The sequence below is a fragment of the Mycobacterium shottsii genome, from assembly GCF_010728525.1.
Classification (GTDB): Bacteria; Actinomycetota; Actinomycetes; order Mycobacteriales; family Mycobacteriaceae; genus Mycobacterium; species Mycobacterium marinum.
The window spans coordinates 2,788,195-2,802,650 of sequence record NZ_AP022572.1; the positions used below are offsets into that span (position 1 = coordinate 2,788,195).

Sequence of the window (14,456 nt, forward strand, 5' to 3'; positions counted from 1 at the left end):
GATGCTGTTTGGGTGATGCGGACGCATGCGATTTCTGATGATTTGTGGTCGCTGATCGTGGCGGTGTTGCCTGCGGGGCGGCGGCGTGGCCGGCCGTGGAACGATCATCGACATACTCTGGAGGGCATTATCTGGCGTTACCGTACGGGATCTCCGTGGTGTGACCTGCCCGAGCACTTCGGTCCCTGGCAATCAGTGGCCGAGAGGCATCTACGCTGGTCGGTCGATGGCATCTACGCGCGGATCTTCGCGGCGATCGCCTCTGACCTCGACGCCGAGGACGCCGACCTGGGCGCACTGTTGTCGGTCGATTCGACCAGTGTGCGCGCCCACCAACACGCAGCCGGAGCGCGCCCCGGGCGCCGCACAGGGGGATCTGTCGAATTACAAGAAATATCTCGATGAGCCCGATGACCACGCCATTGGGCGTTCCCGCGGCGGGCTGACTACCAAGATCCACGCCTTGACCGACCAGCTGTGCAGTCCGGTCACCCTGGCACTGTCGGCCGGTCAAGCCGGTGATAATCCGATGCTTTGGCCACTGCTGGCCGCCCGGTGCAGCAACTCATACGCCCCGTATCACCTGCTGGCGGACAAGGCGTACTCCCATGACTCGACGCGGGCACAGCTGCGCCGGCTCAAGATCGCCCATACCATCCCCGAGCGCAGCGACCAGATCACCCGCCGCAAAGCCAAAGGCCGCAACAGAGGACGGCCTCCGGGGTTCTCAGGCCGAATCTACAAGCACCGCAACACCGTCGAGCGAAGCTTCAACCGGCTCAAACACTGGCGCGCGGTCGCCACCTGCTACGACAAATACGCCCTGACCTACCTCAGCGGTGCCACCCTGGCCGCCATCATCACCTACCACCGCGTCCGCAATTAGCAGACAGGACCTAGCCAGCCGCCGGCTTGGCCGGCGGTTCCGGCTTCGGTGGCGTCTGCGCCGTTGCCGATCATCATCCGACCGAACAGTAATTCCGAGGGCGCGTTGATCAGGTTGAGGATGAATTGAACTAGTTTGGAGAACTCTCCCGAGATCCATTGCGAGACATTGGTGTATTCCGCGTCTTCGTAGGTGTAGCCGGCTGCGCGTAGGGTATGCACGAATTGGTCGTGGAACTGTTCTGCTCGAGCGCTGAGGGCTTGGAATTGCCGGGCGTAGTCACTGAATACAGCTGCGAGTTGGGCTGATACCTCATCAGCGGCGGCGGGTGCGAGCACGGTGGTGGGTGGGGCGGCTGCGTTGTTGGCTGCACTGATGGTGGAGCCGATACCGGCTAGATCGCCAGCAGCGAGGATTACCTCTTGTGGGACAACGTCTACGGGCACAACAACACTCCCCAAACTATGAACTCGGTATTTGATGGTTTACTCGTCGAAGGTGGGCTCGCGGCGTCGTGGGTTCGCGTCTGAGCCGGGTACTGCCTTGGTTTTCTTGGGTTTTGACTACTAGTTACTGCATCTGTGACTGGGCCGGGTGGCGGGTGGGGGCACGCACCGCCGGGTGTGGTGTGGGCGCCGGGTGGGTGGCGGTTCACACCCTGCGGTGGTGCGGTTCCGGGGGGTTAGGCCCAGCTGGATCCGATTGATGTGTCGGTGGTGGCCATGTTGTTTCCCGCGGCTTGGACTTTGGCGCCGTGGGTGTTCGCTTGTTCGTAGATCATTTGGAAGTTGCGGCCGAGTTGGGTGATGAATTCTTGGCAGGCGGTTGATCCGGCGCCGCCTCAGAAGTCGCCGGCGCGTAGGACATCGCTGACGATTACTTGCTGGTGGGCTTCAAGTGCTGCGGCTTGGGCTCGGATGACTGCGCCGTGAGCGTCGACTTGGCCGAACTGGTAACTAATTGTCATGGAAACCCTTTTCCCTAATTACTGAACACAATCGTGGTGGGTGTATGAAGCCCTGCGGGGAAATAGTGATGAATAAACCCCGGGTTCACACCCCGAGGCCCGACGGTTGCGCGGTATTTATGTGTCGCTGCCCAGGATCGTCCGGGAGGTTTGTTCTTGTTGTTCGTAGTGGTTCGCGTCACGGACCAGGCCGTCACGGACTCCGTGGAGCATGTTCACGATGTTGCGGAACCCGGTATTCATCTGCGCCATGCTGTCCATCGAGGTCGTCGATGCCAGACCACTCCACCCGGCACCGGCAATGTTTTGGGTGGATGCCCACATCATCTTGCGGGCTTCGTCTTCGACTACTTGTGCATGGTTTGCGAACCGGCCTGCCATGTCCCGCATTGCGTGCGGGTCAGTCATAAAACGCTCAACCATTACCTAACTCCATTAATAATAAACACCATGATTTCCCGGATCTATCCGATTCTTTGATTGTCTAATTCGGCGATCACCTACCCACAAACAACAAACCCAGCTTTTCTCTAGACGATGCGGGGGATGATGCTGGGTCGTGATGAGGTCACCGTAACCCCGCCACCACTACCGCCGCCGCTGCTGCTGCCGGCGGCTGCGGCACCGGCAGCGCCCATCGGCATGCCCATCGGCATCGGTGCCCCCAAACGACCGGCTGGCGCACCAACAGCACTAACACCGCTCGACGTTGATGGCGTCGCAGCCATGATTGCGTTACTGGCCCCGCTGGTGGTCGGTGATACCCCCCAAGTTGGTGGTACCGACAACGCCCGCACGGAATGAGCTTGGCCCATGGCTGCAGATACCGCCCCCGCCTGGCTACCGGCAATACCGGCAATACCGGCACCGGCAGCGGCCAGTGGGCCTGCGCCACCAGCAGCTGCTGACATGGCTGGGCCCATTGCTGACATGGCTGGCCCGAGCGCTGACATGCCCGCTGATAGTGCTACGGGGGCTAAACCCATGGCTAGTGGCATGGCGGATTTGGCCAGTTGTGATACCAGGCCTGACATCAGCCCACCACCAGCAGCGGGTTGTTTGGGTGTGGCTGTTGGGATTGGTTCGGGCAGTGTGACATCGCCGGGTGGGGGTGTTTTCTCTTCCGATTTCAACGCGGTGATCAGCGATCGGGCTCCGCTGTCGTAGGCGGTCATTGCTGCGACGTCTTGAGCCCACATCTGTTCATAGGCGGCTTCGGTGGCTGCGATCGTGGGGCTGTTTTGTCCTAGCGGGTTGGTGGCGACCAGGGTGGCGAGCAGGCTCCGGTTGGCGGTGACTACTGCGGGGTGCACCGTGGTCGCCAGGGCGGTTTCGAAAACGTTGGCTGCGCTGATGGCGTGTGTTGCTGCGGTGTGGGCGTGCCCGGCGGCGTCGGTCAACCACGCAATATAGGGAGCTGCGGCTGTGGTCATGGCTACCGACGCGGGTCCTTGCCATGGGCCGCCGGCTAAATCTGTCGTTACTGACCCGAATGAGGTCGCTGCGGTGCTCAGTTCTGCAGCTAGCCCTTCCCAGGCTGCACCAGCGGCCAGCATCGGGGCCACTCCCGCGCCGGTATGCATCCGCGTCGAGTTCACCTCCGGCGGCAACAACCCATACAACACTCAACGCCTCCTAAAAACCTGAGAAACACTGACAGACAAACGATCTTCGGCGTATTCGCGGCCAACACCGCTGGTTTCTCGACCGCGGCCAGCGACCTGGAGGGAAGCTACCGATCCGGTATCGGCCTGTCAATCATGATTCGGTGAAAACCCTTGGCGCTCATAGCTGATTCATACCTACCCGCCCGCAGCGCCTGCACCACAAGTAATCCCTATCACACACCAACCCGTCCGGGAACACACACCCACGACCAACCGCCACCAAGGCAACCTGTGACCGTGCGGCCACGACGGCCGGCAGCGAATTCAAGCACCAGGCCCGGGGCATCGCGCTGTGTGGGTGTGGCGGTCGCAGACCGCGTTACCACACCCTAGGCTCGTGGCATGTTGGCAACCGAAAAACGCTGTTGAACAGTGGATTCACGTGAAGTGTGGCTGGTCGACATCACCACCGACCTAGACGTACCCGTCACGCTTGCGTACGCCACCGCGCCGGGCGGCGGCTCACGGCGCGGTTCCGGGGCTTCGCTGTCTCGGCATTACAGCGTTTATCGCGCGCTAACCGAACTGGTCGAAGCCGAGTTGACGCACGCTGACGACGCAGATCGTCTGCGCGCTATCGAGTTGCTCGTCGACTATCCGAGCCTGCAGGCGTGCGCGGCGTTCGAATTAACAACTCCGACAAAATCTTCGGGCGGCACCCCCATATGTCGGTACCAGCACCCCGTCATCGCCATCTGAGCACCTAAGCCAGCTGGCGGCCAAACTCGCCCAACATCGCTATAGCGCCTACCTCAACGAGGTTCACACGTCGAGCAACGGCGTAGCCACCGTGCACACTCACGTGCCAGGCCTGGAGCATTTCTACATGATCACCGACGGGGGCTCGGCCGTCGTGCCGGGCCGCCGTTGCGTCAGGGCTTCGAATCATCAGCCCCAACCCTAACGTTGTTGTCGTACAGCATCGGTGTCGGGACTGCTCACCGTTCGGGCTTTGGCGTGTATAGGTCAGCGAAGCCGGCTCCTCGGCAGGTGCGGCCGCTGGAAGCCGTGCATCTAGTCCGGCTCGACGGCCAGCGACGTCTGGCTCGGACTTCGTCGCGGCCCCAATATTTCGGCTTCTCAACATTGGCGAACAGCGCATACCGGTGCTTGATCTCAGTCTGGACTTTGCGGAGCGCATCATCGGGGAGAGATGCAAGAGCCTCGAAGAGGGTGTCCCGTACCGCTTCGGTTTCGAGGATCGGATGTATGGCCGCCTTCTCGGCGACCTCGCCAACGCCAGAGTCCGGGTCGCCGACCATAGACTGCAACACCCTTATTGCACAGCGAAGGTAGTCCACGAGCTCTCCGTACGTCTGAGGATTTCCACGCCGCTCGACGATCACGCTGCCCTGCAGTTCTCCCGACACGGTGACACAGCCTCCGCGCACGTCGATGGCGGCAACTCCTGCCTGCGCAGCGCGCTTGCGGACCGCGCACCTGCCAGCTCTGCTCTTGCAACTACGTGTTGGGCGAATTCGCGGATGCCCCCGTTGCGCATGCGCTGTTCCAATGATGTAACCCGAAGTGGCACAGGGGCCGCCGATCTGGGAACCGCGTTTGTCGGATGTCAAGTTTCGGGCCTGCTGAGGCCACAACCTCTTTGGCCGCCTCCACCTGATGGAAAGCGGTTCTGTTCATCTCCTTGTATTCGGCGGTGGACAGCGATTGGTGGGGTCTAGGCCGCCTTGTTCTTCAAGTCGGGCAGGGGTGCTCAGGTGTCTTGCGGATCCCTTGTCCGCCGTTTCCAGCAAGTGAACGCTCGCGCAGTGGTGATGCGGTGAGCAATTCGGCCGTCAACGGCTGTTGTGTCGGCGTCGATGACGTGCGTCGCGCGCGAGCTTCGACGAGCCCGGGACAGATGTGCGCTCACCGCGTCACACGGGAACAACCGCCACCGGCTCAGGACAACCTCATATGGCTGCAGTCGTCACATAGCGGATCGGCATCTATCCGGATGAGGGTACGGCGCGCGACACGTTCGATCGGCTTCTTCCGGCGGGGATACCAGAAGGTTGGTTCAGCGGCGGCATCGCTCTCGTCGAACGCGCACGAGGGGGCGCAAATCTGTTATTGATGTCTCCAACAAGACGGGCCCGCAGGTGGCCGGTGCTTCGATAGGCTGCCCCTCATGGGAGTGCGGACCCGGTACGCGGACGGGACGTTCAGCTGGGTCGACCTTGCCACGACCGAGCCAGAGGCGGCCACACTGTTCTATGGCCAGCTCTTCGGCTGGACACCGGAGGAGCGCCGCACGGCAGACGGGCGCGCGTACACGGTGTTGTGCCGAGACCGCCAGGAGGTCGCCGGGCTCTATGCCCTGCCTGCGGCCGACCCCGCCGGTGATCAGACGCGCTGGAACTCGCACATCTCGGTCGCCGACGTCGACGCAGCGGCCGCCCGCGCCCGTGCATTGGGAGGTGTCATCCTCGCCGGGCCACTGGATCTCGGAGACCGAGGAAAGATGGTGGTCGTGCGCGATCCGCACGGGTCCGTCATCCACCTCTGTCAGCCCGGTCGATCCTTCGGCGCGACTTGCGTGAACGAGCCTGGATGCCTGACCTGGAATGAGCTGGCCACCCCGGATGTCGATGCCGCGATCGCCTTTTACTCGCAGCTATTCGGTTGGCGCATCGAGTTTCTCGCCGGCATGCCCGTGCCCTACTGGGTGATTCGTGTGGGAGGGCGCGACAACGGCGGGATGCGCGCTCTGACAGCGGCGGACGCCGGTGTGCCGTCGCGTTGGCTGCCCTACTTCGTGGTGACCGACATCGCGGAGACCGGCGCTGCCGCCGTCGCCGCCGGCGGCGCGGTTCTCGCGGGGCCGACCGAGCAGCCGAAGGGCGTCTTCAGCTTGCTGCAAGACCCGCAGGGGGCGAGCCTCCTGGTCTTCGAAAGCGACAAGCTTGACCCGTAAAGCCCGGAGCCGGACGTGATCCCGGCCAAGAACTTGGTGTTCGGCTCCGGTCCCGAGTGCCCAACCGAACTGCTTTGTCTGCCGCTGCTGCGCGCGCGCGATACGGCCTGACCTTCAAGGAATTTCGCGTCACCGATGCGGGCGGCCCGCGCACCGTCGAAGCGCTCGAAACCGGAGAGATTCAGGTCGGCGTGCTCTTCACCACCGATCCACGTCTGCTCGCCGGCGACTTCGTTCTGCTCGAGGATGACCGCCATGCCCAGCCAGCCGAGAGTGTCACGCCGATCCTGCGCGACGAGTTGCGGGCGGCGCACGGCGAGCACCTCGCCGCGAGCATCGACGCCCTGAGCGCGGAACTCACAACCGAGCGCCTCGCCGAGCTCAATCGCCGCGTCCTTCTCGGGGCATCTGCCGCGGCGGTGGCGGCGGAATTCCTCACCGAGCGGTGTCACGGCCTGACTCCGCGCACACCGCGCAGAAACCAACCGGCCATTGTCGTCGGCTCGGCCAACTTCGCCGAGAGCGTCACCGTGGCCGAGCTTTACGCCCATGCGCTGGCGGGCGCCGGCTTCCCGGTCGAACGGCGCCTCGGGATCGGCAACCGCGACACGTACTTTCCGCTGCTTCGCGACGGCACAGTCGGCCTCGTCCCCGAGTACGTGGGCAGCCTCCTCGCGTACCTGGACGGTAGCCGGGGCTCGATCTCGGATCCGCCCCAAGCCCATGCCGTGCTCGCCCAGGCGCTACAGGGAACGGGCCTAGGTCCTGTCTGCTAATTGCGGACGCGGTGGTAGGTGATGATGGCGGCCAGGATGACACCGCCGAGGTAGGTCAGGGCGTATTTGTCGTAGCGGGTGGCGACCGCGCGCCAGTGTTTGAGCCGGTTGAAGCTTCGCTCGACGGTGTTGCGGTGCTTGTAGATTCGGCCTGAGAACCCCGGAGGCCGTCCTCTGTTGCGGCCTTTGGCTTTGCGGCGGGTGATCTGGTCGCTGCGCTCGGGGATGGTATGGGCGATCTTGAGCCGGCGCAGCTGTGCCCGCGTCGAGTCATGGGAGTACGCCTTGTCCGCCAGCAGGCGAAACGGGGCGTATGAGTTGCTGCACCGGGCGGCCAGCAATGGCCAAAGCATCGGATTATCACCGGCTTGACCGGCCGACAGTGCCAGGGTGACCGGACTGCACAGCTGGTCGGTCAAGGCGTGGATCTTGGTAGTCAGCCCGCCGCGGGAATGCCCAATGGCGTGGTCATCGGGCTCATCGAGATATTTCTTGTAATTCGACAGATCCCCCTGTGCGGCGCCCGGGGCGCGCTCCGGCTGCGTGTTGGTGGGCGCGCACACTGGTCGAATCGACCGACAACAGTGCGCCCAGGTCGGCGTCCTCGGCGTCGAGGTCAGAGGCGATCGCCGCGAAGATCCGCGCGTAGATGCCATCGACCGACCAGCGTAGATGCCTCTCGGCCACCGATTGCCAGGGACCGAAGTGCTCGGGCAGGTCACACCACGGAGATCCCGTACGGTAACGCCAGATAATGCCCTCCAGAGTACGTCGATGATCGTTCCACGGCCGGCCACGCCGCCGCCCCGCAGGCAACACCGCCACGATCAGCGACCACAAATCATCAGAAATCGCATGCGTCCGCATCACCCAAACAGCATCAGCCAAAACACCATTCACATTAAGCAGACACGCCCTAGTCGCTCTGCAGCCGGCGCCAGCGCAGAACAAGAACGGCATCGTCGTGACCGCCTCGACCGCGGCGCACTACGGCCTGACGAAGATCAGTGATCTCGGCCGGGTGATCGGCGAACCGGACGGGAACGGCTGACCGTCTCGGCTGCTGCCGATCCGCACCTGACGGATTGCGCTGCACCGCAGCCAATCTCGCCTGGGCGTGGGAGGTCCCCGATAGTCGGTCCCACTGATTCACCGGGGGCGCGCGATCAGCACTGGACAACGTGGCTGATCGACCCGAACGCAGTCAGGAACCCGATTTCGCATTCTCGTCCGGTAAGAAGTCAAGGTGGAGCCCTGGTCTATGAGGTGCCGATCAAGAAAGGCCCATTGCACGTCGGGCTTTCCCGGTGTACCCAGTTGCACTGACACTGGCGAGAGCCTGACGACCACAACCTGAAGAGACACGTCTACAACATTCTGCGAGAGGGATCGGATCACTCTCGAGTTTCCTGAAACGAAGCACGTGCGACTTTGTACCGGGCGCTTTACGGTAGATGACGTGGTTGCGGTGGGTGGTTTGGAGGTTGTCGATGATCTCGGCTCGGCGCGGTGGTTGACCGAAAGCATGCGCAGCTTTGCTGAGAACGTCGGGTCGGTAGTCCCGGACACCTTTGCCGCCTACGCTCGAGTGTTCCACCCCGCCGACAACCACGGTGACGCCGTGAGCTGGGCTCAGATCGCCCGAGCTAACCGAAAAATCGTCCATCCGCAGATGCAGTTCACCCGATTGATCGGCTACCGGTCTCGATATGTCTCGGGGTACTCCGATAGTCAACCCGGTCTCTTCGACGAAGCACCAACGGTAGGAACGCTGCCTCCCGGCACCGCTGCCTCGCTCGCCCGCGTTCTGTCGCACCACACCACGATCGCTGACCACTGCTGGTTTGCGGTGTGGGCCGGCCGCGGCGAACTCTACCAGGCCTTTCATGACAGACCGACCTTCGCGCTCCCCAACCGCGACTACCATCTTGCTCACGGCCCCCTCGCCGCACTCACCCAGTCATTGAGCACCGACAGCGGCCACTCGTGGCACCTCTCCGCCAACCTGTGCTGGCCAGACGACCACACCTGGTGCCTAGCCACCGAAATCGACTTTGACAGCACCTACCTCGGCGCCTCGCAAGCCTGCATTGAAGATCTGGTAGCGGACTCGGAACTGGAAGCCATGCGGCTCGATGTCACCGCGGGCGTCACCGCCGACAGCGACACCCTCAACGAGGCACCGCCGGAGTAGCTACCAGAAGCCGCGACCTATCCCTCCCCGGGGATACCGGGTGCCGCCAAGTGTGCAACCGGTGAGACGATGGCTACCGATGCCGCCAATCCGGGGCAATCGTCGTTCTGCGCGCCAGCGGAGAACTGCGCGCGTGTCGTGCCATACGACTCAATGGACTCGCCAGCGTTCCGGCGCGCGAGCCGCTAGTCGCTTCGGGCTGTGAAGAGCAGATTGACCTGGGATAGGAGTTCTGCGATCTTCAATCCGATGAATTCGCAATTCCTTTGGCGACGGCGATCGGCGGGTGGGTCTCTGTCCGCGATTCGCTCGGTGGTGGCTGCGGTGGGCAACTCGGCGGTCATCGGCTGTTGTGTCGCCGCGATATCCGCATGTGTCAACACAAGTGCCGAAGCCGCACCGGGCGTGACTACCGACTCCTTGATCGTCGGCATCGATGACGTGCGCCGTATCGCTAGCTTCGATGGCCTCACGTCAGAGCAGGGATCAGACGTGCGCTCACCGCGCCACACGGACTCGGACGCTCCGGGGCCATGCCGTGCGGTCTTCGACCAGAACGTTGTGTTCGGCAGCGGCTGGGCACAGTTTCGGTCGGTGACATACAACGGAACAATCAACACCGGGCCGGGGCAACCTCATATGGCTGCGGTTGTCACACAGGGGATCGGCATCTATCCGGATGATGGTGCGGCGCGCGACGCGTTCGATCGACTTGTTCCGGCGCTGACAGCATGTTCCGATATGCAGGCTAAACACTACGATTTCACAATCGCTCAGCCGAATCCCTCGACCGTGGCCCTTAAGTCGGATCGATGGAATGTGATGTATCGCCTGCAATCTTCGGTACTGATTGATGTGGCGGTGTTGGGTCTTCCGCAGTCTGAGCAGACAGCGAATGCTGTAGTTGATGCGATCACCGATCGCATGAAGTAGTTACTCAGGCCCGTTCTGGGCGGCAGCTCGCCAACGGCGACAGCGAGCAATTCGGCTTCTGGTTTAGAGAAATTCCAGCGAATAGGACCTTGGGATCTTCTAGGGCGTGTCTGCTTAATGTGAATGGTGTTTTGGCTGATGCTGTTTGGGTGATGCGGACGCATGCGATTTCTGATGATTTGTGGTCGCTGATCGTGGCGGTGTTGCCTGCGGGGCGGCGGCGTGGCCGGCCGTGGAACGATCATCGACGTACTCTGGAGGGCATTATCTGGCGTTACCGTGCGGGATCTCCGTGGTGTGACCTGCCCGAGCACTTCGGTCCCTGGCAATCGGTGGCCGAGAGGCATCTACGCTGGTCGGTCGATGGCATCTACGCGCGGATCTTCGCGGCGATCGCCTCTGACCTCGACGCCGAGGACGCCGACCTGGGCGCACTGTTGTCGGTCGATTCGACCAGTGTGCGCGCCCACCAACACGCAGCCGGAGCGCCCCGGCGCCGCACAGGGGATCTGTCGAATTACAAGAAATATCTCGATGAGCCCGATGACCACGCCATTGGGCGTTCCCGCGGCGGGCTGACTACCAAGATCCACGCCTTGACCGACCAGCTGTGCAGTCCGGTCACCCTGGCACTGTCGGCCGGTCAAGCCGGTGATAATCCGATGCTTTGGCCACTGCTGGCCGCCCGGTGCAGCAACTCATACGCCCCGTTTCGCCTGCTGGCGGACAAGGCGTACTCCCATGACTCGACGCGGGCACAGCTGCGCCGGCTCAAGATCGCCCATACCATCCCCGAGCGCAGCGACCAGATCACCCGCCGCAAAGCCAAAGGCCGCAACAGAGGACGGCCTCCGGGGTTCTCAGGCCGAATCTACAAGCACCGCAACACCGTCGAGCGAAGCTTCAACCGGCTCAAACACTGGCGCGCGGTCGCCACCCGCTACGACAAATACGCCCTGACCTACCTCGGCGATGTCACCCTGGCCGCCATCATCACCTACCACCGCGTCCGCAATTAGCAGACAGGACCTAGTCCAGGCCGACGGGCGCGGCCCCGCGCTGGACGCCGTCTACCTGCCGCCGGGCCGCAGCGCCTACGTGACATCGCGCGGGCTCTCCGGGGCGGGTGCCCCCCTGGGCCGGCGCTACCTCGTCACCGATGCCGGAGTGCGGTATCTGATTCGCGACGAGGACACGGCGCGTCACCTAGGGCTGTTGACTCCGACGGCGGCGCCGTGGCCGATGCTGGCGACATTGCCGGAGGGGCCGGAACTGAGCGGGGCGAACGCGTCAGTCGCCTACGACGTCGTCGCGGCGGATCCGCCGGTGCCGGCTCCCGGACCGGCCACCGAATGCCCGGGAGGCCAATGCCGCCAGCAACCCCACCAAGCAGATCGCTGATCCGCTCAATGCGGTAATCCGGGCCCGGCGATCCGGACGGGCGGGCGGCGTGGTGACCGGCGCGGCTGGGGTCGGCGAACCGGGCTGGGCCGGAGTCGGCTGCACAGCGGGGTCGCTGCTCACCGCCGCCAGCACATCGACGGTGCCGTTGCCGACGAAGGGATCCCAGCCATGGGGCGGATGATGGGCGGTCGAGATGATCCGCGCCATGACTTGGCGCGCGGTCAACGCTGGAAACCGAGCGCGAATCAGCGCGGCCAGTCCGCTGACCACGGGAGCGGCGTAGCTGGTGCCCGACAGCGGTCGGAAGCCACCGTGGTCGTCAAGACCGTTCACGGTTCCGTCGCCGACGGGGTTGAGCGAGGTCACGTTCTCGCCGCCGGCGGCGACGTCGACCCAGGGTGAGGCCAGGGTGAACGCCGAGGGCTCCCCGTTGGCATTGACCGAACCGACGGTCAGCACGTAGTCGTCGTACCAGGCGGGGCTGACGACGACGGTCGCGGTATCCCGGGATGTCTCGGGGCGCTGGGATGGGCACTGGGCGGCACCGCCGGTGTTTCCGGCCGCGGCCACGATGACGGCATTCTTCACATCGACGGCGTACGCCAAAACCGCGCCGAGGGCTCGGTCATCGGGTGGGCTCTCGGCCGCAACACAGGCAATCGTCGAAATGTTGATGACCGATGCGCCCAGATCGGCGGCCGTGCGAACGGCTCGGGCCAAGGTGTCGACGTCGCCGACTCCGGTGCTGGAGCGGTTGCCGACGGGGGAGAACTTGGCGCTGGACTGGCGGATACCGATCACCGTGGCATCGGGAGCCACACCGCTGAACTGGTCTGTCGCGGAGTCAGGTGCGGCGGCGATGATGCCGGCAACGATGGTGCCGTGCGCATCGCAATCCTGGGTGCCGTCTCCGGTGAAGACATAGTCACCTCCCGCCACCAGGTGTGCCAGCCGTCGGTGGTGTGCCACCCCGGTGTCGATCACGGCCACCCGCTGACCGGATCCGCGAGTAAGCCGCCACGCTTCGGGTAAGTCGAGGCCGGCGAGTTGGGCGGCAGCCTCGGGTCGCTCGGGTGCCCAGGTAGCCGCCGCACACACCTCGCGCTGCCGGGTGCGGCTTGGCGGGCCTGGCGGCGCGGGTTGCGGCAACCACTTTTCGTCCACCGGGGGTGGTGTCACCGCGTGCACCGCCGGCATGGCGCACCAGCACGGTGCGGCTAGTGCACACGTCGCCAGCAGGTGTCCGAATCGCGAGGTCATGTCCACGTCAGTCCCAGGCCACCAACGGCGCTGAAGACACCGCAGGTCCAGCAGGCCAGCGGCAGCAGGCTGGCCGATGCGCTGAACTCCAGCGCATCGATGAGTCGACAAGCGATGGGCGAAGGCGGCCGGGTGGGCGCGATGAACCCCAGATGCAGCGCCAGGGCGGTCAATGCCGCGGTCAGGGTGGCGACCCACGGTCCGTGCTGGGCGAGGCCGGGGGCCGCGACAGCGAATGCGGCTGTGCCCGCGACATATCCGGCGATCAAAAACATCAACCGGGACCTCCCGTCGACCTGCGCGCGCGCACGTAGCAGCAACACCGCGCCGGTGACCGCGGTGAGTCCGATGGCGCGCTGACTGCCAAGCACGGCGACGACGGCGCCCAGGGCCGCAGCCGATGAGAATCCGCCATGCAGGCCGTTCAACCAGTGATCGGCCCGGACGGCCCTGGTCGCCAACAGATCCGGGGCCGCCAACTCGGGTGCTTCCTCGGACCCGGGCGCTGCGGGAAGCTTTGGGGACAAACCTGCCACGACCATCGACACGCGGGCCGACACTTCCAGCGCAACCAGGGCGGCCAACGTGGTCAATGAGCCGACGACATACAACGCGGCGCCAGTGATCACACCGCATAGCGCGGCCGCGGCGATGACGATCGCGCAGCACATGACGGCGGTGAAGGTGACTCCACCACAACCGGTCAGCCGGATCGCCAGCGCCGCGGCGACCGACGCTCCTATCGCGGCGAGCATCAGATTCGGCACACCCAGCGGACCTGGAACCGCCAGCAGTGCGCCGACCGCCACGAACGTCGTGGCGATGACGTTCAGCGTGAACACCGCCGTGGGCTCCCGGCCGGTCCGTCCCGTCATGCCGGCGACGAGCAAGGCCAGGACGCCGGACGTGATCGCCACGACCGCGGTTGCCGCGCCGTGGCGGTCGGTGTTGCCCAGCGCCTCGCGAACCAGCTGCACGGCGCCGACCCCGCCAACCCCACCCGCGGTCAGCGCGCCGGTGAGTTCCTTGGCGCGCCGCGACGGCGGCCGGGTGCTACCGCGAAGCGTTGCCAGTACCGCCTCAGCGTCGTCGTCATGCGGCCCGGGTGCCGGCTCGGCGCTGCAGCGGTTCAACGCCAAGACGGTGCCGTCTCGAATACCACTTTGCGCCAAAGACTTTGACGGCGGGAGCGCCCCCGCGCCCAGCGGCCACAACTGATAGCGCGTGGGCGCCGCGCCGATATCGCGGCCGCCCAGGCTCTCGACGATGGCGGGGATCAACTCGGCGACGGGTAGCGCCGCCGGTAGCGAAAGATCGACGACGGCAGTCCCGGAATGCACGGCGACACGGCACAATCCCGGTTCGGATCCAGACAACATCGGGCCCCCTGACAGGTGGATCACTGGCACGCTAGTTCGCCTCCGGCGCCGTCGTATCCGGTTGTGCACAGGC

Annotated in this window: 13 protein-coding genes and 4 pseudogenes; 9 read left to right on the forward strand and 8 right to left on the reverse strand. The window is 64.4% G+C overall.

Annotation, left to right across the window (positions count from 1 at the left end; all coding sequences use genetic code 11):
* The first annotated feature begins 12 nt into the window (after positions 1-12).
* Positions 13-886 (forward strand): annotated as a pseudogene (locus G6N41_RS13090) (IS5 family transposase).
* Here the strand turns inward: G6N41_RS13090 and G6N41_RS29565 are convergent.
* From G6N41_RS29565 to G6N41_RS13110, 4 genes and pseudogenes are all read right to left on the reverse strand, one after another.
* Positions 883-1,332, reverse strand: a complete 450-nt coding sequence (locus tag G6N41_RS29565) for a PE family protein (protein ID WP_259594168.1) — start codon at positions 1,330-1,332, stop codon at positions 883-885. The pseudogene G6N41_RS13090 and the gene G6N41_RS29565 sit on opposite strands and share 4 nt — an antisense overlap.
* A 236-nt stretch (positions 1,333-1,568) precedes the next feature.
* A pseudogene (locus G6N41_RS13100) lies at positions 1,569-1,853 on the reverse strand (WXG100 family type VII secretion target).
* 117 nt (positions 1,854-1,970) lie between these two features.
* Complete coding sequence (locus G6N41_RS13105; protein ID WP_198967569.1) at positions 1,971-2,276, reverse strand: WXG100 family type VII secretion target; 306 nt, start codon at positions 2,274-2,276, stop codon at positions 1,971-1,973.
* 107 nt (positions 2,277-2,383) lie between these two features.
* Entirely contained in the window at positions 2,384-3,436 is a 1,053-nt protein-coding gene (locus G6N41_RS13110) for a PPE family protein (protein ID WP_321573810.1), read from the reverse strand.
* A 471-nt stretch (positions 3,437-3,907) separates the two neighbouring features.
* On the opposite strand from G6N41_RS13110, the gene G6N41_RS13115 reads away from it, so the two are divergent.
* On the forward strand, positions 3,908-4,219 hold the full coding sequence (locus tag G6N41_RS13115; protein WP_020730397.1) for a YcaO-like family protein: 312 nt from the start codon (positions 3,908-3,910) through the stop codon (positions 4,217-4,219).
* 239 nt (positions 4,220-4,458) lie between these two features.
* On the opposite strand, the gene G6N41_RS13120 is transcribed toward G6N41_RS13115, so the two are convergent.
* Positions 4,459-4,890 (reverse strand): hypothetical protein, encoded by a 432-nt coding sequence (locus tag G6N41_RS13120; RefSeq protein ID WP_198967571.1) that lies wholly within the window; start codon positions 4,888-4,890, stop codon positions 4,459-4,461.
* A gap of 761 nt (positions 4,891-5,651) precedes the next feature.
* Between G6N41_RS13120 and G6N41_RS13125 the strand changes: the two genes are divergently transcribed.
* Both G6N41_RS13125 and G6N41_RS13130 read left to right on the forward strand, forming a co-directional pair.
* Entirely contained in the window at positions 5,652-6,437 is a 786-nt protein-coding gene (locus G6N41_RS13125; protein WP_020730398.1) for a VOC family protein, read from the forward strand.
* 74 nt (positions 6,438-6,511) lie between these two features.
* Complete coding sequence (locus G6N41_RS13130; protein ID WP_231608954.1) at positions 6,512-7,213, forward strand: glycine betaine ABC transporter substrate-binding protein; 702 nt, start codon at positions 6,512-6,514, stop codon at positions 7,211-7,213.
* On the opposite strand, the pseudogene G6N41_RS13135 reads toward G6N41_RS13130, so the two are convergent.
* A pseudogene (locus G6N41_RS13135) lies at positions 7,210-8,083 on the reverse strand (IS5 family transposase). The gene G6N41_RS13130 and the pseudogene G6N41_RS13135 sit on opposite strands and share 4 nt — an antisense overlap.
* Between G6N41_RS13135 and G6N41_RS29570 the strand changes: the two are divergent.
* The 5 genes and pseudogenes from G6N41_RS29570 to G6N41_RS13160 all read left to right on the forward strand — a co-directional run.
* The gene (locus tag G6N41_RS29570; protein ID WP_259594286.1) at positions 8,079-8,264 is read left to right on the forward strand and encodes a glycine betaine ABC transporter substrate-binding protein; all 186 of its coding nucleotides are present in this window, start codon (positions 8,079-8,081) and stop codon (positions 8,262-8,264) included. The pseudogene G6N41_RS13135 and the gene G6N41_RS29570 sit on opposite strands and share 5 nt — an antisense overlap.
* Before the next feature lie 417 nt (positions 8,265-8,681).
* Entirely contained in the window at positions 8,682-9,407 is a 726-nt protein-coding gene (locus G6N41_RS13145) for a hypothetical protein (RefSeq protein WP_231608955.1), read from the forward strand.
* 324 nt (positions 9,408-9,731) lie between these two features.
* Positions 9,732-10,340, forward strand: a complete 609-nt coding sequence (locus tag G6N41_RS13150; protein ID WP_198967573.1) for a sensor domain-containing protein — start codon at positions 9,732-9,734, stop codon at positions 10,338-10,340.
* Positions 10,341-10,489: 149 nt separating this feature from the next.
* The gene (locus tag G6N41_RS13155; RefSeq protein WP_407663815.1) at positions 10,490-11,359 is read left to right on the forward strand and encodes an IS5 family transposase; all 870 of its coding nucleotides are present in this window, start codon (positions 10,490-10,492) and stop codon (positions 11,357-11,359) included.
* Between the two features lie 10 nt (positions 11,360-11,369).
* A pseudogene (locus tag G6N41_RS13160) lies at positions 11,370-11,741 on the forward strand (type VII secretion protein EccB); the annotation flags it as partial.
* On the opposite strand, the gene mycP4 reads toward G6N41_RS13160, so the two are convergent.
* Together mycP4 and eccD are read right to left on the reverse strand one after the other, a co-directional pair.
* A complete protein-coding gene (mycP4, locus tag G6N41_RS13165) occupies positions 11,631-13,004 on the reverse strand; it encodes a type VII secretion system ESX-4 serine protease mycosin MycP4 (RefSeq protein ID WP_198967856.1) in 1,374 nt (457 codons plus the stop codon). The pseudogene G6N41_RS13160 and the gene mycP4 sit on opposite strands and share 111 nt — an antisense overlap.
* On the reverse strand, positions 13,001-14,383 hold the full coding sequence (gene eccD / locus G6N41_RS13170; protein ID WP_198967857.1) for a type VII secretion integral membrane protein EccD: 1,383 nt from the start codon (positions 14,381-14,383) through the stop codon (positions 13,001-13,003). The genes mycP4 and eccD overlap by 4 nt, the downstream gene beginning before the upstream one ends.
* Positions 14,384-14,456: the final 73 nt, after the last annotated feature.

Excerpts from the sequence above, each read along its gene's own strand:
- G6N41_RS13105 (WP_198967569.1), bottom strand. The coding sequence starts at position 2,276 with ATGGTTGAGCGTTTTATGACTGACCCGCACGCAATGCGGGACATGGCA.
- G6N41_RS13110 (WP_321573810.1), bottom strand. The coding sequence starts at position 3,436 with ATGCATACCGGCGCGGGAGTGGCCCCGATGCTGGCCGCTGGTGCAGCC.
- G6N41_RS13125 (WP_020730398.1), top strand. The coding sequence starts at position 5,652 with ATGGGAGTGCGGACCCGGTACGCGGACGGGACGTTCAGCTGGGTCGAC.
- mycP4 (WP_198967856.1), bottom strand. The coding sequence starts at position 13,004 with ATGACCTCGCGATTCGGACACCTGCTGGCGACGTGTGCACTAGCCGCA.
- eccD (WP_198967857.1), bottom strand. The coding sequence starts at position 14,383 with ATGTTGTCTGGATCCGAACCGGGATTGTGCCGTGTCGCCGTGCATTCC.